A 20,147-nucleotide genomic window follows, 5' to 3' on the forward strand; every position below is an offset into this window, starting at 1 on the left:
CCCCAAGGTTGGTTTGAATGGCGCCATCGTGACAAGCAGCACCGCAGGTGTCAAAGATGATATGATCCAAGCAATAGGTCTCCTAGCGTCAACGGCAACCTATTGCATGCTTTTGCGCCACCCTAATCGCGATAGCTAAACAACGATTGGACCTTAAAACACACACCAAACCGCTTCATCACAAGGATCACATCTGCAAGAGGTCTTGACCCCTTGAGCGCGGAGCGGCATCACAGAGCCCATGCTTATATTCAAAATATTCCGCACCGAAGAATGGCAAACCTTGCGCACGCAGGGCCAAACCACAGGTGCCCCGATCGACGTAGCCGATGGCTACATCCACTTTTCCACCGCAAATCAAGCGACCGAAACTGCGGCCAAGCATTTCGCGGATGAGGATGGGCTGTTCCTGATCGCCGCTGAAACCGACAAGCTGGGGCAAGAACTGGAATGGGAAATGTCGCGCGGCGATGATTTATTCCCCCACCTCTACCGCGAGATGACATTAAGAGACGTTGTTTGGGCCCAGCCCTTACCACTTGTCGACGGTGCGCATCAATTTCCCGCAGGCTTAGAGGATGCCGCCCAGTGACACGCTTCACAGACACAGACCGCACGCAATTTGACATGTTTAAGTCACTTGATCGGAACACACCGATCAATATGCTCAACCTTGTGCAGTTCTTTGAAAAAGCGACCTACCCCAGTGACCACCCGTTGGCTGGCGATGATTTGACGGGCGCGCAGGCCTACAAAAACTACGGCACTGCAAGCGGCCCTGTCATGAGCCGCGTTGGCGCAAAAATTATTTGGCGCGGAGGGTTTGATGTATCCCTCATTGGCGACACCTCCGAAATCTGGGATGCGATGTTTATCGTGCACTACGAAACTGCAGGTGCATTTCTGGATATGGTGACCAATCCCGAGTACCAAAAAGCAGTGGTGCACCGTCAGGCAGCGGTCATGAACTCCCGCTTGATCCGCACACGTCCTCTCCCTCCAACGGATATTTTCGCATGAATGCCCTATTAGAAGCCATGGGCCTAAGCGTCCTGCGCCAATTTGACCCCGAAGCTGCCCACGGCCTTGCAATTCGTGCACTGCGGGCGGGCCTCACCCCCACACCGGGGCCCATCAGCACACCCCGGCTGGCGATTGAGCTGGCGGGCATGAAGCTGCCCAACCCTGTTGGCCTTGCCGCCGGTTTTGATAAGAACGCCACTGCCATTGCCCCCCTTAGCAAAGCTGGCTTTGGCTTTATCGAAGTGGGTGCAGCCACGCCTTTGCCCCAGCCTGGTAATGAACAACCCCGCCTGTTCCGCCTAACCGAAGACCGTGCAGCGATTAACCGTTTTGGGTTTAACAATGATGGCATGGACGCAATCTGCGCCCGTATTGCAGCCACAAAACGTACAATTCCCGTTGGCCTGAATTTGGGGGCAAATAAAACCAGCACAGACCGTGCAGCAGATTTTGCCCACGTGATGGCAGCCGCAAAAGACCACGTCGATTTCGCAACGGTCAACGTCTCGTCCCCAAACACCGAAAAGCTGCGAGATCTTCAAGGCAAAGCCGCCCTTGCTGGCCTGCTTGAGGGGGTGATGGAGGTGCACGGCGACACGCCAGTGATGCTCAAAATCGCACCGGATTTAAGCGAGGACGAGATTGCCGATGTGGCGCAGGTCGCCCAAGATGCAGGTGTTTCGGCCATCATTGCGACCAATACCACACTGTCCCGCGAAGGCCTGCAATCGGTCCATAAAAGCGAAGCAGGTGGTTTATCAGGTGCGCCTTTGTTCGAGAAATCAACACGTGTACTTGCACGCCTGTCGACCCTCACTGATGTACCCCTCATTGGCGTTGGCGGGATCAGTAATGCCGACCAGGCCTATGCAAAAATCTGCGCGGGCGCATCTGCTGTTCAACTCTATACCGCGTTGGTATTTGGTGGCCTGTCGATGGTCGGGACCATAGCGCGCGGCATAGACGAGCGGTTGGCCAGCGACGGGTTTGCAAACGTTGCTGACGCCATCGGCAGCCGCAAAGGCGAATGGTTATGATCACGATCTGGCACAATCCACGCTGCTCAAAATCGCGCCAAACGCTGGCGTTGATCGAAGCATCCGGCAAGCCGCACACCGTGCGTAAATACCTTGAAGACGCGCCCACACTCGCAGAGCTTGAGGCCGCGCAAGCCGCTCTTGATCTACCCGTACTTAAAATGCTGCGCTCCGCTGAGAAGCTGTTCAAAGAATTGGGTTTATCCCGCGATGATGACCAATCGGTCTTGTTAGATGCAGCCTCCAATCACCCGATCCTGATCGAACGGCCCATTGTATTCTCGGGCACACATGCCATCATCGGGCGCCCACCAGAGGCCGTGAAAGACCTGTTATGAGCGACACTGCGACCATCACCACCCTAAACCGTGCCGCATGGGACGCTTCAGCGCCGCTGCATGGCGTTGGCCCTGCGTGGGACACACTGTGTGCAACGATTGGCGCAGGCGGTTCCACCTTGGATGAGGTCCTGACAGTCGCGTTGAACACTGCAGGCATCAAAGGCAGTAAATTGGTACAGATCGGTTGCAACAACGGTCGCGAGGTCCTGTCCGCAATGGCACTGGGTGCCACTGAGGGTTGGGGGATTGACCAATCACAGGCCTTTTTGACACAAGCAGATGAATTAAAAGCCTTATCACCACACGAGGCGCAGTTTCTATGTGCTGATATCTACGCACTTCCAGCCAATGCGCCACGTGATTTTGACATCGCCCTGATCACCATCGGTGTTCTAAACTGGATGCCAGACCTACCCCGTTTTTTCGAAGCGGTCTCTGGCTTGTTGCGAAACGGTGGGCAACTGGTGATCTACGAAACCCACCCCATGTTAGAGATGTTTGACCCAGCAGCTGACGATCCACACACGCCTGCCTTTAGCTACTTCAAAACAGATGCCCACATCGAAACCCAGACCATCACCTATGATGGTAGCGGTACTAACGGCGGGCCAGAGGCGCATTGGTTTCCCCATACGTTATCATCAATTGTGCAGGCCGCGCTGGACGCTGGGCTGACATTGAATGCACTGCACGAATACCCCCATTCCATTCGCGAAGTTGAGTACGACGTCTACGCAAACCAAGCCGCGCAACTGCCCATGAGTTACCTTTTGCGCGCTACCAAACGTTAGCCTGCAGCGGCGCGTTCTAACGCAGGATAACGCGCACCCAGTGTGATCGCGCGCGCCACAAATGAAATCAGCATTGCCAGCCACAAACCGTGATTGCCAAACATCGGCACCAGCAGCAGAACACAAACTACATATACGCCAAAGGACAGGGCCATCATGTTGCGCATATCGCCACTACGCGTTGCCCCAACGAATATCCCATCCAGCATAAATGCGGCACATCCGATCACGGGCAGCCCCACAAGATAAGGCAGATAGATGCGCGCCTGTTCACGCACATCCGGCGCGGTTGTCATTGCGTCCACAATCCAGCCCCCGAACGCAGCAAAACCTATGGCCATCAAGATGGCTGATGCCATTCCCCATCCCGACGCCAAAATCGCCGCGCGGCGTACCCGTGACGGGGAACCTGCGCCCGTGGCCTTGCCCACCAAGGCTTCGGCAGAAAACGCGAACCCGTCCAAGGCGTAACTTGCGATCATCAAGAATTGCAGCAGCACCTGATTGGCCGCCAACGTCACATCACCTTGCCCCGCGCCCATGAACATAAAGCTTACAAATATCGCTTCCAGCAAAAGAGAGCGGATCAGAATATCGCTGTTCACGCCCATCATGCGTTTCCAGCGCGCGGCGTCAAAAACATGGTTCCATGCGCGCCATGCAGCACCTGCAAAGGCAGCCCGGCAGAACCACAAGCCCAACGCAAAACCGCTCCATTCTGCAAGGACAGTCGCAATTGCAACGCCTTGCACGCCCCAGCCCAACCCGATGACAAACCAGATGTCCAAACCAATATTCAGCCCGTTCATCCATAACTGCATCACCAACACGGCACGTGTGCGTTCCTGCGCAATCAGCCAGCCCGTCACACCATAAAGTGCAATAGCCGCCGGAGCGGACCAAACCCTAACCGCCATATATTGGCGGGCCAAACCCTCAACCTCAGCACTAGCCGGAGATACCTTAAACGCGGCCCAAAACAGGGCTGCCTGCATCGCGATAATTACAACGCCCGCCCCGAACCCGATCATCAGCGCGCGGGTCAACAAGGCCGCGACTTCATTTGTGTCGCCTTGTCCTTCGGCCTGCGCAGTTAGGCCAACAGTCCCCATCCGCAAAAAGCCAAAAACCCAATAGAACGCCGACAGGATCACAGCACCAATGCCAACCGCGCCAATCGGCGCAGCAAGGCCCAATTGCCCCACAACCCCTGTATCTACCGCGCCAAGAATCGGCACGGTCGCGTTCGACAACACCACCGGAATGGCGATATTGAGTACACGTTTATGCGTCAACTGTTCTACAACGCTTTCAGTCACGGGGTGCTGGCATCACAAAATGCCCCATTGCTTGTGCATAAAGACGATCGCGATTGTCTTGCCATGCCTCAACCTGAACCGAAGCATATCGCCGCCCTGCCCGTGTAATCCGTGCGCGGGCATAGGCATCGCGTGGCAAGCCCGCGCGCAGGTAATCCACCGTGAAATCCACTGTCTTTGGTAAACGCGGCAAATCTTTGGGTGCGCAATCTTCCAGGTCCAACTTGCCAGCCTCTAGATCGTCCCACAGATGCGCCCAGTTTAGCGTCATAACAGCCGTGATTTCCAAAAATGCAGCAGTGGCACCGCCATGTAACGCAGGTATGAGCGGATTGCCGATCAGGCCTTGGCTGAAAGGCATAATCCCTGTCAGCTCATCGCCACGGCGTTCAAATTCTATGCCAAGAAATCGAATATAGGGAACGGCGCCAGCCAAAGCGCGCAGGGCGGCATCGCGGCGTTGCTTGACCACTTGAACAGGTTCTGGACGTGTGCGGGTATTCATCGGCGTGCCTCCACTGTGAAGGCACCTGTAGCTGTTGCCACCGGGTTGTCCTCATCTTCGTCCAATGCCACCGCGCGGACAAACGCAACCGACCGTGTGATGTGATAGCAGGTCGCGCGAGCAGTAATCGTTTGACCAGGCGTGGCCGCGCGCATGTAATCAATGCGCAAGTCGATGGTAGCTGTACCGCCACCGTTTTCAGGATGACACATAACCGCCGCACCGCAGCACGTATCCATCAATGCTGACACCGCGCCGCCATGAATTACACCTGTAACCGGATCGCCAATCAGGTCCGTTTTGTAAGGCATACAGATCGAAGCGACCCCATCCCCCATTTCCTGAGGCTCCAACCCAAGCATCACAGCATGTGGCAATGCATTGATGAACTGTTTTGCGAGCACGGTTTTATCAGTCATAAGTTCTCCTAGAAGATGGCCTGATCGGCCCCTCCGTTACGTCCCTTACAGCTCAAGGCTGCAAAAAGGGCAAGAGTGGGCGTTGCACATCCCGCCCTCTACCCATAGCTTAAACTCCAGAGGGGGAAACAGCTATGAGCGATGAAACACGCCTGACGTTTAAGGAAATGTGCGCAAAGTTCGACGTAACTCCACGTACTTTGCGGTATTACGAGTATATTGAACTGCTGTCTCCTGATCGGGAGGGGCGCACCCGATTCTATGGCCCACGTGAGCGAGCGCGCATGGAATTAATCCTGCGGGGGCGCAGCTTTGGCTTTGCGCTTGAGCATATTCGCCAATGGCTCCTTATCTACGAAAATGAAGGCACCGAGGCGCAAATGCGGGCTTGGGTGGATATGGCCAATGGCCAGATCGCAGAATTGGCGACCAAACGCGCCGAACTGGAAGAAGCATTCACCGAACTGACCCGCCTGCGGGACTTAACGCTAATCACATTGGCTGAGCAGGCCTAGTTCGCCCGTTTCAGCTTAGCTGCGGCATATTCAATCCCACACGCCAATCTGAGTAGCTCTTCTACAGTTGCTGCAGGTGCTTGGCTGGCAGCTTCGAACGCTATTGTTTCGACGATCTTGGCTGCCGCTTTAAGGTAATCGTCAAAATTGGTGACCTCGCCCGCTTTGGCGCGTCTGTTGTAATAAACCAGAGATGTCATCGGTTACCTCCTGACTGACGCTCGCTGCAATGCGGCATGGATAATACGCATTCGCCGATAACGCACGCAATTTTACACGGTCAAGTTGAGCTGTCGCGCATGTGCAACAGCTCCGTTCTGATAGGCCATCAGCGAATTATCGCGAAAAACAACTCGTTAGAAAAAGTTGACGTGAAGTAACTCTGCGTAAGGCTAAAAATTGACGTTACGTACCACTACGTAAACTAAGCCAAACATTATAACCCTTCCTGATAATAAACGGCCAAATGTGCGCTGTTAACCTTGTGAGACCTTTATGAGTACTGAAACGCTTACCATTCGTGAAATGTGCGACACTTTTGATGTGACGCCGCGCACATTGCGTTTTTACGAAGCAAAAGAGCTGTTGTTCCCCCAGCGCCTTGGCCAAAAGCGCCTGTTCACAAAACGCGACCGCGCACGCCTAAAACTGATTCTGCGTGGCAAACGGTTTGGCTTTTCATTGGAAGAAATTCGCCAATTGTTGGAACTTTACTACAAAGGTGACGGCCAATTGAGCCAACTTGAACAAAGCTATGACCTAGCCTGCAAACGCCTTGAAGACTTGGAAAAGCAACGCACAGACATTGAAGAAGCAATCACCGATTTACGGGACCAGTTGAAGTGGGGGGAGAAAATGATCTCCTCTCTGCGCCAGCCTCGAAAAGCGGGTTAACCAATCCACTGATTATACGACCTAGGGAGAGACCAATGCCAACATACACAGCCCCAACCAAAGATATGCAATTTGTACTGCACGATGTGCTTAAGGTAAGCGAATCCACAATCCCCGGCTACGCCGATCTGGAAGCTGATTTCACCAGTGCCGTGCTAGAGGAAGCGGGTAAGTTAACATCCGAAGTTCTCGCGCCATTGAATGCGGTTGGTGATAAAGAAGGCTGTCGTTTGGAAAACGGTGTGGTCTACACTCCTAAAGGTTTCAAAGAGGCCTTTGAAAAGATCAAAGAAGGTGGTTGGACTGGTCTGGATATGCCCGAACAATACGGCGGCCAGAACATGCCCTATGTTCTCGGCTCTGCGGTTGGCGAGATGTTCTCAGCCTCCAACCAAGCCTTAACAATGTATCAGGGCCTCACCCACGGCGCTGCCTCTGCTATCCTTGCCCACGGCACGGACGAGCAGAAAGACAAATACCTTCCAAACATGGTCAGCTGTGAGTGGACCGGCACCATGAACCTGACGGAGCCACATTGCGGCACCGATCTGGGCCTCATGCGCTCAAAAGCGGCGCCACAGGCTGACGGATCTTACAAGGTCTCGGGCCAGAAGATCTTTATCTCTTCTGGTGAGCACGACATGGCGGAGAACATCATCCATCTGGTGCTGGCCAAGATTGAGGGCGGGCCAGAGGGCATCAAAGGTGTTTCCTTGTTCATCGTTCCAAAGTTCAACGTGAACGATGACGGCACACTGGGGACACGCAATGGCGCAACTGTTGGCTCGATCGAAGAAAAGATGGGCATCCACGGCAACTCAACCTGCGTCATGAACTATGACGAAGCAACCGGCTATCTTCTGGGCGAAGAACACAAAGGCATGCGTGCCATGTTCACCATGATGAACGAAGCACGTCTGGGTGTCGGCATGCAGGGTCTTGCAGCCGCCGATGTCGCGTATCAAAACGCGGTGACCTACGCCAATGACCGCCTTCAGGGTCGCGCTGTGACTGGTGCGCAAGCACCTGACAAACCAGCCGATCCGCTGATCGTACACCCCGACATTCGTCGCTCGTTGATGGAGCAGAAATCCTTCATTGAGGCCGCCCGCGCATTCATCTTGTGGGGCGCGACGATGATCGACGCATCCCACCGCGCAGACGACAAAGACGCCGATGGCCTTGTGTCGCTGCTGACCCCTGTCATCAAAGGTTTCCTGACGGACGTTGGCTATGACATGACCGTTAAGGCTCAGCAGGTTTATGGCGGCCACGGTTACATCGAAGAATGGGGCATGTCCCAGTTCACACGCGATGCTCGTATTGCCATGATCTATGAAGGGGCCAACGGTGTTCAGGCGCTTGATCTGGTTGGACGCAAGCTGGCACAAGACGGCGGCAAACACGTCATGGCGTTCTTTGATCTGGTCAAATCTTTTGCCAAAGACAACGCTGGCAAAGCCGAAGCGTTTGACAAAGATTTCATCGAGCCGCTTAAAGCCGCGTCTAAAGATCTACAAGCTGCGGGCATGTACTTCATGCAGAACGGTATGAAAAATCCAAACCACGCGCTGGCAGGGTCCAATGACTTTATGCACATGTTTGGTCATGTCTGCCTTGGTTTGATGTGGGCAATGATGGCCAAAGCCTCAACTGAAGCACTGGCGAATGGCACGTCAGACGCCACGTTCCATGAGACAAAGCTGGCCACTGGCCGTTTTTATATGGCACGCCAATTGCCTGCGACTGCCCTTCACCTTACGCGCATCCAAACTGGTGCCGATACTGTGATGGCGCTGGATGCGGCAAACTTCTAAGCTGGTGCGGCGGGGGCCTATCCCCCGCCCATCCCATTTGGAGAGAGTATGCCAAAACGATTTCGCCTGACCCGCCGCTTTCCTGTCGCCATGACAGAAGATGGCTATCGTCGTCTCAAGAAATTTAGCGCCGATGCAGGTTTGGATGAAGGTGAGGCATTGTCTTTCCTATTTGAGAATTTTTCGTCTGTTATCAACGAAGAGAACCTGACTGCACGCCTAAGGTTATTCAACTCCGACTTGGAGAACCGAAAAAAATAGGCCCCCAAATGCTCAACTTTGATAAGATTACTAAGACCAGTAAAGCGCCACAATAATCGGCGCGTTCGACCACTGAGGAGATACTGAAATGATCTACATGTTGCTTATTACAGCTGCCCTTTTTTTGGCGGCCAGTGCCGCGTCATATAATTCACCAACAAATGCACGCGCCACTACCGCCGCAAAAGTTGCCACCTTTGATCACGGCACGCCGAAGGAAATCGGATAACAACATGAATGATTTTGCCCCCAAAACGTCCACATGGATGACCGACGAACATCAGATGCTCGCGGATATGACAGCGAATTTCATCAACACCGAATGGGCACCCCGGTTTGAAAAATGGCGCAAACAATCCCAAATGGACCGCAGCACATGGAATGAGGCGGCTGAACTAGGCCTGTTGTGCCCATCAATCCCAGAGGAATACGGCGGCGCAGGCGGTGATTTTGGCCATGAGGCCGCGATCCTGATCGAGAGTGCGCGTGCAAATCTGGCAAGCTGGGGCGCGGGAATTCACTCGGGCATCGTGGCCCATTATGTGCTGGCCTATGGTACCGAAGAGCAAAAACAACGTTGGCTCCCCAAGATGATCTCGGGCGAGATGGTCGGCGCACTGGCGATGACAGAACCCTCCACCGGATCAGATGTGCAAGCGATCAAAACCAAAGCCATCAAGGACGGTAATGCCTACCGCCTGTCTGGCCAAAAGACGTTCATCACCAACGGTCAACACGCTGATCTGATCATTGTCGCGGCTAAGACGGACCCTACTGAAGGGTCAAAAGGCGTCAGTCTTGTTGTGGTCGAAACCGAAGGTGCCGCTGGCTTTCAACGCGGTCGCAACCTTGATAAAATTGGCAAACACGCGTCCGACACCTCAGAACTGTTCTTTGACAACGTCGAAATCCCGCCAGAGAATATTTTAGGTGGCGAAGAAGGCAAAGGCTTTTACCAGATGATGAAGCAGCTCCCCCAAGAGCGCCTGATCATCGCCTGCGAAGCGGTTGGCGCAATGGAAGGTGCCGTTGAGCGTACCATCAAATATTGCAAAGAGCGCGAAGCGTTTGGTGGCCCCCTCACGCAGTTTCAGAACACACGTTTCAAACTGGCCGAATGCAAAACAAAAACCATCGTGGCTCGCGCCTTCCTTGATCAATGTATCGCCGAACATCTGCGCGGTGAGCTGACGGTCGACCGTGCTGCAATGGCCAAATACTGGCTGACCGACACCCAAGGCGAAGTCCTTGATGAATGCCTCCAACTGCACGGCGGATATGGTTTTATGCAAGAATATGCCATCGGCGAAATGTGGACGGACGCCCGTGTGCAACGCATCTACGGTGGTACCAACGAAATCATGAAAGAGCTTATCTCGCGCAATCTGTAAGACATCTTCCCTCATTTGCGGGCCAGTCCCGCACCAGACATCAGTAACAGGAATAGAGCCATGACAATCAAACTCCACTGCTTTGGCGAAAGCGGCAATGCCTACAAAGCGGCCCTCGCGCTTGAACTCTCCGGCCTTGATTGGGAACCCGTAAAGGTGGATTTTTTTGGCGGTGAAACACGCACCCCTGAATACCGCGCTGAGATCAACAATCTGGGTGAAGTTCCGGTGATGATTGACGGCGATGTGAAGTTGACACAGTCGGGTGTAATCCAAGATTATGTTGCTGAGAAATCCGGCAAGTTTGGCGGGAAAGACAGCGCTGAGCGCCGCGAAATCCTGCGTTGGGTTCTGTGGGACAACCACAAGCTTAGCTCAATGGCAGGCATGACGCGTTTCTTGATGAACTTCTTGCCCGCTGACAAACAGCCAAAAGAGGTCATCGCCTTTAACCAAGGTCGCCTTGCCGCCGCTTATGACTTGTTGAACAGCCATCTTGAGGGCCGCGATTGGATCGTCGGCGACAGCATCACCAATGCTGATCTCAGCTGCTGTGGGTATCTCTACTATCCCGAAGAGTTTGGCTTTGATCGCTCAGCCTATACGAATATCGACGCATGGCTGACCCGCATATCCGAAACACCAGGCTGGAAAGCACCCTATGACCTGATGCCCGGCTCCCCTGCCGATCGCGCATGAAGCCAAACGTAGCATCATACTGGTTCAGCAAGTTCAATCCGCTGCGTGCTCTAACACTCAATCGCAAGCGGATCTCGGATGGCTTGATGATGTATGAAACTGACAACGCCAACAAACCGATCACCTTCCGGTTCTACACCGACGAAGGAAAAGCCCAATACAGTCTATCCCGCAGTGAAACGGCATACCTTGCCTCTTTGCTGGAAGACTTCCTCGAGAAAGGACAACGACAATGACCGAAGCATACATCTACGACGCCCTACGCACTCCGCGCGGCAAAGGCCGCAAAGACGGTGCCCTGCATGAGCTGACATCCCTGCGCCTTTCGGCACTGACATTGAACGCCCTAAAAGAACGCAACAACCTCGAAGGCCATGCCGTTGAGGATGTGATCTGGGGCAACGTAACCCAAGTCATGGAACAAGGTGGCTGCCTTGCGCGCTCTGCGGTTCTTGCTTCTGATCTGGATGAACGCATCCCCGGCCTAGCGATCAACCGCTTCTGCGCGTCCGGCATGGAAGCTGTAAACCTCGCTGCAAACCAAGTACGCGGCGGGGCGGGCATGGCCTACATCGCGGGCGGTGTTGAAATGATGGGCCGTGTACCAATGGGTTCCGACGGTGCGGCGATTGCGGCTGATCCGTCCATCGCGATGGACCAGTACTTTGTTCCACAAGGCATCTCGGCTGACATTATCGCAACCGAATACGGGTTTACCCGTGAACAGGCGGATCAATTGGCGATCGCATCCCAACAGCGTGCAAAAAAAGCATGGGATGAGGGCCGTTTTGACAAATCCGTCATCACGATCCGCGATCAGAACGGTCTCGAAATCCTGAGCCGTGACGAATATATGCGCCCACAAACGGACATGCAGTCTCTTGGTTCCTTGAACCCTGCGTTCAAGCAGATGGGTGAATCAATGCCGGGTTTTGATAACATTGCCCTGATGAAGTACCCGCATCTGGAAAAGATCAACCACATCCACCATGCTGGCAACTCTTCCGGTATCGTAGACGGTGCTGCTGCGGTTCTGATCGGCAACAAAGAGTTTGGCGAAAAATACGGGCTCAAACCACGTGCACGCATTCGCGCCACAGCCAAAATAGGCACTGACCCAACAATCATGCTGACTGGTCCCGTTCCTGTAACCGAGAAAATCCTTGCTGATAACGGCATGGACATCAAAGACATCGACCTGTTCGAAGTAAACGAAGCGTTCGCCTCCGTTGTTATGCGCTTCATGCAGGCGTTTGATGTGGATCACGATAAGGTCAACGTAAACGGCGGCTCCATTGCGATGGGTCACCCACTCGGCGCAACGGGTGCGATGATCATCGGCACATTGCTTGACGAGCTAGAGCGCGCAGACAAAGAAGTAGGTCTAGCGACACTTTGCATCGCGTCCGGAATGGGAGCAGCAACGATCATCGAGCGGGTTTAGGGCCATGGGCGGGGGAGACAGGCAACCAGCAAAGGAGATCTCCGAAATGCTTTTGGAGATCACTGGAACTGCGTTGCTTGAAAATGACTTTGATCGCTTTTCAAATCATTTTTACATCCCCCATTTCATCGCCACCGCCGAGAATAAGACTGTGTTGGAAACCCGCGAAGATTTGCGCGAACTTTTTAACACGGCAGTTGCAGGGTACAGCCGCCAGCAGGTTACGAATTTGGCGCGCTTCTGTGAAGTTGCGGAATACCGCTCTGATACGCGTATCGAGGCCATGCACATCACCCATTTGATGTCGGGCAACCAACGTGTGGCAGAACCGTTTCCTTCATTCTCGGTGCTCGAATTCATCGACGCGCGTTGGCAGATCACCTCAAGCCAATATGCGTTGGACAAGACAACGATCGTCGGCAACGCAATCAGGATGCGTCAGGCCCGTACATCGAAACAATAGATAGAAATCAGGAACGCAATATGACCGATTTTACAATGAACATTGATGCGTCAGGCATCGCGACAATCACATGGGATGTCGAAGACAAATCCATGAACGTAATGTCCGTGGAAGGCCTCGAAGAGCTGGAGACGTTGACTGATCAGGCATTAGCCGATGACGCCGTAAAAGGCATCATCATTACATCAGGCAAGGCAGGCTCATTTGCTGGCGGCATGGATCTAAATCTGCTGGCCAAGATGAAATCAGACGCGGGCGACGATCCCGCACGCGGCCTGTTTGACGGCACGATGCGCATGCACAAACTGCTGCGCAAGATCGAGCGCGCGGGCATGGATCCGAAAACCAACAAAGGCGGCAAACCAGTCGCCTCAGTCTTGCCCGGTACGGCTGCAGGCATTGGTCTGGAACTGCCCCTTGCAACGCACCGCATTTTTGTCGCCAACAACCCAAAGGCACGCATTGGCCTGCCCGAAATTCAGGTTGGCATCTTTCCCGGCGCAGGCGGAACCACCCGTCTGGTTCGCATGTTAGGTGCCATGGCGGCCTCCCCACTATTGCTAGAGGGCAAAATGCTATCTCCTGATGCGGCCAAAAAGGCGGGCATCATCAACGAAGTATCTGACGACCCAATGGCTGCTGCTCGCGAATGGGTTCTGTCCGCCAAAGACGCGGACATCCTCAAACCATGGGACGCAAAAGGCTATAAAATGCCGGGTGGCACCCCGTACCACCCAGCAGGATTCATGACATTTGTCGGCGCTGCCGCAATGGTGAACGGCAAAACCAAAGGCGTCTACCCGGCAGCAAAAGCACTGCTATCTGCGGTCTATGAAGGTGCGCTGGTACCATTCGACACGGCCCTCAAAATCGAAGCGCGGTGGTTCACTTCAATTCTGTTGAACCCAACATCCTCTGCGATGATCCGCTCACTGTTCTTGAACAAGGAAGCACTCGAAAAAGGGGCTGTGCGCCCTGATGGCGTCGCGGATCAACGCGTCAAAAAACTCGGCGTTTTGGGTGCGGGCATGATGGGTGCTGGCATTGCATTGGTCTCTGCCCAGGCTGGCATCGAAGTTGTCCTGATCGACCGTGATCAAGCGGCTGCGGACAAGGGAAAAGCCTATTCAGAAACCTATATGGACAAGGGCATCGCGCGCAAAAAGGCAACGCCAGAGAAGAAGGACGCACTGCTATCTCTCATCACTGCAACGTCTGATTTGAACGCGCTGAAAGAGTGTGACCTGATCATCGAAGCCGTGTTTGAGGATCCAAAGGTGAAGGCCGAAATGACCCAAAAGGTCGAAGCCGTTATCCCTGCGGATTGCATCTACGCCTCCAACACCTCCACCCTGCCCATCACCGATCTTGCAAAAGCGTCATCGCGCCAAGAGCAATTCATCGGCATCCACTTCTTCTCACCTGTTGAGCGGATGGCATTGGTTGAGATCATCAAGGGCGCCAACACGGGTGATCGCGCAGTTGCAAAGGCGCTCGATTATGTACGTCAGATTCGCAAGACGCCAATTGTGGTTAACGATGCACGCTTCTTCTACGCGAACCGTTGCATCATCCCATATGGCGGCGAAGCAAACCGCATGATCACCGAAGGTGTCGCACCTTGGTACATCGATCAAGCGGCACAAATGCTGGGCTTCCCGGTTGGGCCTGTTCAGTTGGGTGACGAGACTTCCGTCGATCTGGCGACCAAGATCATGCGCGCCACAAAGGCCGCAATGGGCAACGCCTACCCTGCCTCAGAAGCGGACGAGCTGATTGTTTGGCTGGAAGAAAAAGGTCGCTTGGGCCGCAAAACCAAGGCGGGCTATTTCGACTATGACGAAAAGGGCAAACGTTTGGGATACTGGAAAGGGATGCAGGACAAATACCCGCTGGCCGAAGTACAACCCGAACTGCAAGACGTCCAAGATCGCTTGATGTTTGTTCAGGTTTTGGAAGCTGTTCGCGCGCTGGAAGAAGGCGTGTTGATGGACATCCGTGAGGGCGATGTTGGTGCGATCCTTGGGTGGGGCTTTGCGCCTTGGTCTGGTGGTCCGCTTTCATGGCTCGATATGATCGGCACACCTTACGCCGCAGAACGCTGTGACCAGCTGGAAGCGCAATTTGGTGAGCGTTTCAAATGCCCTGATCTGCTGCGCGAAATGGCTGACAAGAACCAGACATTCTATGGCCGCTTTGGCTCGAAGGCCGTTGAAGCAGCTTAAGACGTTATACTAAAAATTGAAGAAGGGGCGTTTTATGCGCCCCTTTTTTTGTCTCATAGGTCGTCCAATCGCATTTTCGACTGTGGCCCCCTAGACAGTGGGCTATCCCGCTGCAGTAATACAAAATTACTGTTGGGACATAAAAAAGGGGCCGCCAAGGCGACCCTAAACAACCACGGGGAATGGCGTTTTTGTGACGTCTCAACGCCTAATTCATCTACCTTAGATCACGGAATGTTGACGTGCTGTAGCGTCTTGGCCCAACATACGATCCTCATAGTACAGCATATCCGCCAATTCTTCTGCGTCTTCGCCGCTCAATACGCTGTAGGTTTGTGTTCCCGCTTCAATGAACTTGTCCAAGGTCGACATATCGCTAGGGCAATGGACCAATGCGCCACCTTCGGCATAGATCACTTCATCAGATGCAAAATATACTGCGATCAGCTCAACACGTTCCATCGGTTGGCGCCGGCGAATACCACGAAGACCAACAAGGCTATGTGCTGTCAGGATAGCAAAGGGATCACCGTGCATGTCTTGGGCTGCGTCACTTTCGACCATAACACCTTGATCAGGGAGCAATACCAGCTCTTCGCGATTGCCAAGCGCGCCAACAGGCACAACAACTGGCCACAGCATGTCGGACGTTTCTGGCCCATCAAGCCACATATAGGCGCGGCGGATCTCGGTGATTTCCTGCATGCCGTGATCAAAGGTCAGCACCTTGTCACCAACAGCAAGCGCATCAATTGCACGCCAGCCCAAATTACTGGCAACCCGCGTTCCAGCCATCAAACCATGGCTCATCGTTGCGATGCCACCATCATATGCGCCAGTCATTTCTACTGCGCGGTACGCAGGCTGTTTTGATTTAAAACCCAATCCAAACATCATCCCAATTCCCCTAAGTGTGCACCGTGTTTTTGTGGTGCTTTGTTTTGTTAAGATCATTTTTACTTTTTCTCTGGGCAAACAAGGGTCATGAAAGGGGCGGATTTAGGGCATTGTTATCAATCACAGTCATAATTTGGCCAAAACCATAAAGATTTGGTTGATAAACGAGACAATTTTTCAGGGTTCATGGCATTTCAGAACAAATTTCCTTGCCAATTCCCCCAAATGGGATGCAACAGAAAAATGATTCTCTTTTTACGTATCGAACTGATACTCAAAGCGCGCAATGTCCGCCGCGCACATCTGTGCCACATGTTCGCGGCTGCGATCCGTGTAGGATTTTCGATAGTCCTGGCTGCGCGTGCTTTTATTCACATGCGGCATTTCCAGTTCAAATCCCAGATGCGCCTCAAGTGGAAGTATGTCCTCGGACAGGTGTTCTAGCCTGATAAACAGATCAGCCCGCTCAACGCCCTTTGCATCCGTCACATAAGACGCAACGGGTGAGTGCGCAAAACTTTGAGCAATTGCGGGTTCCGCGACAAACCCTGCAAAATCCAGCCGCTTGGCATACTCAACTGCAAAGTGCTCAAATTTTTGTTCTTGGAGCCAGTGATAATAGCTCACCATCCGGTCCCAAGGATTGCGCACCATCGTAAAGATGAGCAGATCATCCAATTCCTCTGCATGAACAACCCCGTCAAGATCAGCTAGGGTTGCGTGTTTCCATAGCCGTCCTGCCGCCTGCACCCCCTCAAGGCGCTTACGTCGTTTGACGGCCTTTGGGGTGTCACCCAGCATAATGTCGTCTTTCATCGCACGCGCCTCAAGCGCCAGCGCCATGGAGGTCCCACCTGTTTTGGGCGCATGAATAAAGAGGTATCGCCGCCCGCGCGATAAAATCATGGTGTGTCTTCCGGCACTTTAACCGAACGTACCGTAATCGTATCATCCGTGCGCAGCGTGATCACGGCCCCAGCACCAGCAATCAAAACCATGCCCAAAAGCGCAAGAGGGTCCACCGTCTGGCCCCACAGCACCCACGCCCAAAAGCTTGCAAAGACCAATAAAGAATATTCAAACACGGCGACGTATCCCGCTTCGCCCAATAGATACCCCCGAAAGATCAACCCGATGCCGATGATTGATCCAACGGCTTGTACACCTATCCAGAACCACATTGCCCCCGTCAGCGGCACCCATCCGCGTTGCACAAAGCCATCAAACCCCTCTGGTCCTCCGGCTGGCAGGATCATCAGGCCAATTGCACCAAACACCGCCAACATCCCAAAGAACCCAGCGGACAGCGCGATTGCACCCTCATTGGCGCACCACAACCGCGTCACAAGTGCACCAACCGCATACAGCAGCCCCGCGACAATGGGCAAAAATGAAATTGGATCCAATGCGCGTGGATCTGGCTGAATGACCAAAAGTGCACCGACAAACCCCAAAAAGACAGCGCATATGCGAACGGTGCCAACGCGCTCTCCTAGGAAGACTACTGACATTAGCAGCACAAACATCGGCGCGGTGAACAACCCCGCCACAACAACCCCAATCGGCAAAACCGATAGACACCCGAAATAAATAAGCATGGCAGTTGCGGGAAACATGCTACGCCCCAGAACAGCACGCCAACTGAGCGGGCGGATCACACCAATGCCCACTCCCGCGAGCATCGCAAGCAAGACCACTGCCAAAACACCACGCAACATATGGAACTGCCACAGTGATCCTGTCTCTGAAATATACGGGACGAAATTATCGGTAATCCCCAGCGCAAACATACCACCTAATATTGAGAAGGCCGCCACCCCCGGCCGTAGTGCGCTTTTGCTCATTCCTGTTATCCTTGATGTCATTTTGCGATCTTCACGATTGCAAATTCCCTCCCCCTGCATATCGTGCTGTGAAGTTTGCGCAATATTGTTATCAGGAGTGCTGAATGTGGGCTGGATGAAAGACGAGACGGGACTGGAGAAGTGTACGGCCAATTATGTACCGTTAAGTCCGTTGTCGCACCTGCGGCGCGCAGCGGATGTTTTTGCAGACCGAACCGCAGTTATCTACGGCGAACACCGCGTCACATACGCCCAATATTACGCACGCTGCACGCGACTTGCCTCCGCGCTGTCTAAAATGGGGGTGCAGGACGGTGACGTTGTCGCAACCCTGCTCCCCAATACACCTGCCCAAGCGGAAGCGCATTTTGGCGTGCCTGCTTGCGGTGCTGTGCTCAATACAATTAATACACGCCTTGATGTTGATACGGTGACCTACATCTTTGAACACGGTGGTGCGTCAGTTGTTCTGGTTGATACGCAATTCTTGGAACTGGCAGAAGCCGCCATTGCTCGCATAAAAGGTTCCGCCCTTCACATCATCGAAGTGCCCGATCCCGCGCAGGGTTTTCCCGCCAGTGGCCGCCATCCCATTTATGAAGATGTGATCGCAACGGGCGATAACCAATTTGAATGGCACATGCCGCAGGATGAATGGGAGAGCCTTGCGCTCAATTATACGTCCGGCACCACCGGAAAACCCAAAGGCGTCGTCTGTCACCACCGCGGTGCGTATCTGATGACCATGGGCACTGTGATCTCATGGCGGATGGTGCTGCATCCCGTATTCATGCAGATCGTCCCGCTGTTTCATTGTAACGGCTGGAACCACACATGGATGATGCCCCTGATCGGTGGCACCTTGGTTTGTGCACGCGATATCACGGCAAAGGCAATATTCGATGCAATTGCGGATGAAGGTGTTACCCACTTTGGCGGCGCACCTATTGTCCTCAACATGATGGTGAACGCCGAAGATCACGAGCGTCGCGAATTTGACCAGCTTGTTGAAGTCTTCACCGCTGGCGCCCCGCCCGCCCCCGCAACATTGGGCAAGATCGAAGCACTGGGGTTTAACGTCACACACGTCTATGGCCTCACTGAAACCTACGGCCACGTCACCGAATGCATCTGGCGCGAAGAGGATTGGGCCGCGTTGGACAAGCCTGCGCTTGCAGCCGTCAAATCACGCCAAGGCGTTGCGTTCCCGATGATGGAGCACATCACGGTGATGGATGAGAACATGGCCGAAATCCCCCGTGATGCCACCACCCAAGGCGAAATCATGATCCGCGGCAACTCGGTTATGAAGGGGTATTTCAAGAACCCTGAAGCCACATCAGAAGCTTTTAAGGGGGGGTATTTCCACTCAGGAGACCTCGCCGTGCAGCACGGTGATGGTTACATTCAGATCGCTGACCGCGCAAAGGACATCATCATCTCTGGCGGAGAAAATATCTCATCAGTCGAGATTGAAGGCACACTGATGGGCCATGACGCCGTAATGTTGGCCGCTGTGGTTGCAAAGCCGGATGATAAATGGGGCGAAGTTCCTTGTGCGTTTGTTGAACTAAAGCCCGGTGTCGTCATCGACGAAGCAACCCTAATCGCCTTTACACGTGAAACTCTTGCGGGGTTCAAAACGCCAAAACAGGTCGTCTTCCAAGAACTGCCCAAAACATCTACGGGCAAAATTCAAAAGTTTGAGCTGCGCAAGATCGCCGAAACGCTCTAACAGATCGCGGTTAAACCGCTTTCTCAAAACGCCAAATGCTGACGGGCCTTGGTCCGTCAGATGTCTCGACTTGTAGTTCTTCTTGGGCGGTGTTTTTCCACCCGCATTTTGTATAAAACGCTGCCGCGCGGTCATTTCCAACGCTGCACGCCAACCATGCTGTTGGTGATGGCAAAAGGGTTTCGGCCTCTGCCATCATCTGACGTGCCACCCCTTTGCCGTGATGGGCGGAATCGACATAAAACTGATACAGCTCGTCGCCATCGATCATAAAAAATCCGGCAACTTCACCACTGATAATGGCAACGTGGGTTTGTCCAAGATGCGCAGTGGTTCGGGTCATAAATTCAGCAGGGGCGCGCAAACGCACCAGATCGGCATCCACAATCGACGCATGCGCGCTGTGCCAACCCAAATGCCAAATCTGGGCGATCCCTAAAATGTCACCTTCTTGCGCACGTCTGATCTGCATATCATTCCCTCCGGCCATTGCCCTGCCCCACTCAAATGCTAATGTGAACAGATAA

25 protein-coding genes are annotated in these 20,147 nt (G+C 53.7%); 17 read left to right on the forward strand and 8 right to left on the reverse strand.

All coding sequences use genetic code 11. From position 1 onward, the window contains the following. Positions 1 to 241: 241 nt before the first annotated feature. The 5 genes from V7775_RS01155 to V7775_RS01175 are packed head-to-tail and all read left to right on the forward strand — an operon-like array spanning position 242 to position 3,192. Positions 242 to 592: a DUF952 domain-containing protein gene (locus V7775_RS01155; protein ID WP_335750021.1), complete on the forward strand. Its 351-nt coding sequence runs from the start codon at positions 242 to 244 to the stop codon at positions 590 to 592. Continuing rightward, positions 589 to 1,020, forward strand: coding sequence for a DUF1330 domain-containing protein (locus V7775_RS01160; RefSeq protein WP_335750022.1), 432 nt, complete (start codon positions 589 to 591; stop codon positions 1,018 to 1,020). Before V7775_RS01155 ends, V7775_RS01160 begins: the two co-directional genes overlap by 4 nt. Continuing rightward, positions 1,017 to 2,060: a quinone-dependent dihydroorotate dehydrogenase gene (locus V7775_RS01165; RefSeq protein WP_335750023.1), complete on the forward strand. Its 1,044-nt coding sequence runs from the start codon at positions 1,017 to 1,019 to the stop codon at positions 2,058 to 2,060. The genes V7775_RS01160 and V7775_RS01165 overlap by 4 nt, the downstream gene beginning before the upstream one ends. Next, entirely contained in the window at positions 2,057 to 2,398 is a 342-nt protein-coding gene (gene arsC / locus V7775_RS01170) for an arsenate reductase (glutaredoxin) (RefSeq protein WP_335750024.1), read from the forward strand. Before V7775_RS01165 ends, arsC begins: the two co-directional genes overlap by 4 nt. Next, positions 2,395 to 3,192, forward strand: coding sequence for a class I SAM-dependent methyltransferase (locus tag V7775_RS01175; RefSeq protein ID WP_335750025.1), 798 nt, complete (start codon positions 2,395 to 2,397; stop codon positions 3,190 to 3,192). The genes arsC and V7775_RS01175 overlap by 4 nt, the downstream gene beginning before the upstream one ends. On the opposite strand, the gene V7775_RS01180 is transcribed toward V7775_RS01175, so the two are convergent. The 3 genes from V7775_RS01180 to V7775_RS01190 are packed head-to-tail and all read right to left on the reverse strand — an operon-like array spanning position 3,189 to position 5,435. Then, positions 3,189 to 4,511, reverse strand: coding sequence for an MATE family efflux transporter (locus tag V7775_RS01180; RefSeq protein WP_335750026.1), 1,323 nt, complete (start codon positions 4,509 to 4,511; stop codon positions 3,189 to 3,191). The genes V7775_RS01175 and V7775_RS01180 overlap by 4 nt on opposite strands. After that, on the reverse strand, positions 4,504 to 5,016 hold the full coding sequence (locus tag V7775_RS01185) for a PaaI family thioesterase (RefSeq protein ID WP_335750027.1): 513 nt from the start codon (positions 5,014 to 5,016) through the stop codon (positions 4,504 to 4,506). The genes V7775_RS01180 and V7775_RS01185 overlap by 8 nt, the downstream gene beginning before the upstream one ends. Continuing rightward, positions 5,013 to 5,435 (reverse strand): PaaI family thioesterase, encoded by a 423-nt coding sequence (locus V7775_RS01190; RefSeq protein ID WP_335750028.1) that lies wholly within the window; start codon positions 5,433 to 5,435, stop codon positions 5,013 to 5,015. The genes V7775_RS01185 and V7775_RS01190 overlap by 4 nt, the downstream gene beginning before the upstream one ends. Positions 5,436 to 5,569: 134 nt before the next feature. Here V7775_RS01190 and V7775_RS01195 point away from each other — a divergent pair, with 134 nt between their 5' ends. Continuing rightward, positions 5,570 to 5,950, forward strand: a complete 381-nt coding sequence (locus V7775_RS01195; RefSeq protein ID WP_335750029.1) for a MerR family transcriptional regulator — start codon at positions 5,570 to 5,572, stop codon at positions 5,948 to 5,950. Here V7775_RS01195 and V7775_RS01200 read toward each other — a convergent pair. After that, positions 5,947 to 6,150: a hypothetical protein gene (locus tag V7775_RS01200; RefSeq protein ID WP_335750030.1), complete on the reverse strand. Its 204-nt coding sequence runs from the start codon at positions 6,148 to 6,150 to the stop codon at positions 5,947 to 5,949. The genes V7775_RS01195 and V7775_RS01200 overlap by 4 nt on opposite strands. 295 nt (positions 6,151 to 6,445) lie before the next feature. Between V7775_RS01200 and V7775_RS01205 the strand changes: the two genes are divergently transcribed. The 10 genes from V7775_RS01205 to V7775_RS01250 all read left to right on the forward strand — a co-directional run bounded on the left by V7775_RS01205 (position 6,446) and on the right by V7775_RS01250 (position 15,144). Further along, a complete protein-coding gene (locus tag V7775_RS01205) occupies positions 6,446 to 6,844 on the forward strand; it encodes a MerR family transcriptional regulator (protein ID WP_335750031.1) in 399 nt (132 codons plus the stop codon). 35 nt (positions 6,845 to 6,879) lie between these two features. Then, positions 6,880 to 8,661 (forward strand): acyl-CoA dehydrogenase C-terminal domain-containing protein, encoded by a 1,782-nt coding sequence (locus tag V7775_RS01210; RefSeq protein WP_335750032.1) that lies wholly within the window; start codon positions 6,880 to 6,882, stop codon positions 8,659 to 8,661. Between the two features lie 48 nt (positions 8,662 to 8,709). Continuing rightward, complete coding sequence (locus V7775_RS01215; protein WP_335750033.1) at positions 8,710 to 8,922, forward strand: hypothetical protein; 213 nt, start codon at positions 8,710 to 8,712, stop codon at positions 8,920 to 8,922. A gap of 88 nt (positions 8,923 to 9,010) precedes the next feature. Then, complete coding sequence (locus V7775_RS01220; protein ID WP_335750034.1) at positions 9,011 to 9,151, forward strand: hypothetical protein; 141 nt, start codon at positions 9,011 to 9,013, stop codon at positions 9,149 to 9,151. Positions 9,152 to 9,155: 4 nt separating this feature from the next. Next, entirely contained in the window at positions 9,156 to 10,313 is a 1,158-nt protein-coding gene (locus V7775_RS01225) for an acyl-CoA dehydrogenase family protein (RefSeq protein WP_335750035.1), read from the forward strand. A gap of 60 nt (positions 10,314 to 10,373) precedes the next feature. Beyond that, entirely contained in the window at positions 10,374 to 11,012 is a 639-nt protein-coding gene (locus V7775_RS01230) for a glutathione S-transferase family protein (RefSeq protein WP_335750036.1), read from the forward strand. Further along, a complete protein-coding gene (locus tag V7775_RS01235; RefSeq protein ID WP_335750037.1) occupies positions 11,009 to 11,248 on the forward strand; it encodes a hypothetical protein in 240 nt (79 codons plus the stop codon). The genes V7775_RS01230 and V7775_RS01235 overlap by 4 nt, the downstream gene beginning before the upstream one ends. Beyond that, positions 11,245 to 12,456 (forward strand): acetyl-CoA C-acetyltransferase, encoded by a 1,212-nt coding sequence (locus V7775_RS01240; protein WP_335750038.1) that lies wholly within the window; start codon positions 11,245 to 11,247, stop codon positions 12,454 to 12,456. The genes V7775_RS01235 and V7775_RS01240 overlap by 4 nt, the downstream gene beginning before the upstream one ends. Before the next feature lie 46 nt (positions 12,457 to 12,502). After that, positions 12,503 to 12,919, forward strand: a complete 417-nt coding sequence (locus V7775_RS01245; RefSeq protein WP_335750039.1) for a hypothetical protein — start codon at positions 12,503 to 12,505, stop codon at positions 12,917 to 12,919. A 20-nt stretch (positions 12,920 to 12,939) separates the two neighbouring features. Beyond that, positions 12,940 to 15,144 (forward strand): 3-hydroxyacyl-CoA dehydrogenase NAD-binding domain-containing protein, encoded by a 2,205-nt coding sequence (locus V7775_RS01250; RefSeq protein WP_335750040.1) that lies wholly within the window; start codon positions 12,940 to 12,942, stop codon positions 15,142 to 15,144. A 222-nt stretch (positions 15,145 to 15,366) separates the two neighbouring features. On the opposite strand, the gene V7775_RS01255 is transcribed toward V7775_RS01250, so the two are convergent. The 3 genes from V7775_RS01255 to V7775_RS01265 form a co-directional block, all read right to left on the reverse strand. After that, entirely contained in the window at positions 15,367 to 16,041 is a 675-nt protein-coding gene (locus tag V7775_RS01255; RefSeq protein ID WP_335750041.1) for a Hint domain-containing protein, read from the reverse strand. A 255-nt stretch (positions 16,042 to 16,296) separates the two neighbouring features. After that, positions 16,297 to 16,947, reverse strand: coding sequence for a sulfotransferase family 2 domain-containing protein (locus tag V7775_RS01260; protein WP_335750042.1), 651 nt, complete (start codon positions 16,945 to 16,947; stop codon positions 16,297 to 16,299). Next, positions 16,944 to 17,885: a DMT family transporter gene (locus tag V7775_RS01265; RefSeq protein WP_335750043.1), complete on the reverse strand. Its 942-nt coding sequence runs from the start codon at positions 17,883 to 17,885 to the stop codon at positions 16,944 to 16,946. The genes V7775_RS01260 and V7775_RS01265 overlap by 4 nt, the downstream gene beginning before the upstream one ends. Positions 17,886 to 17,991: 106 nt before the next feature. Here V7775_RS01265 and V7775_RS01270 point away from each other — a divergent pair, with 106 nt between their 5' ends. After that, positions 17,992 to 19,620, forward strand: coding sequence for an AMP-binding protein (locus V7775_RS01270; protein WP_335750044.1), 1,629 nt, complete (start codon positions 17,992 to 17,994; stop codon positions 19,618 to 19,620). Positions 19,621 to 19,630: 10 nt separating this feature from the next. On the opposite strand, the gene V7775_RS01275 is transcribed toward V7775_RS01270, so the two are convergent. Continuing rightward, the gene (locus tag V7775_RS01275; protein ID WP_335750045.1) at positions 19,631 to 20,092 is read right to left on the reverse strand and encodes a GNAT family N-acetyltransferase; all 462 of its coding nucleotides are present in this window, start codon (positions 20,090 to 20,092) and stop codon (positions 19,631 to 19,633) included. Positions 20,093 to 20,147: the final 55 nt, after the last annotated feature.

Origin of the sequence: Sulfitobacter sp. (assembly GCF_036960155.1) — a bacterium.
Taxonomy (GTDB): Bacteria; Pseudomonadota; Alphaproteobacteria; order Rhodobacterales; family Rhodobacteraceae; genus Sulfitobacter.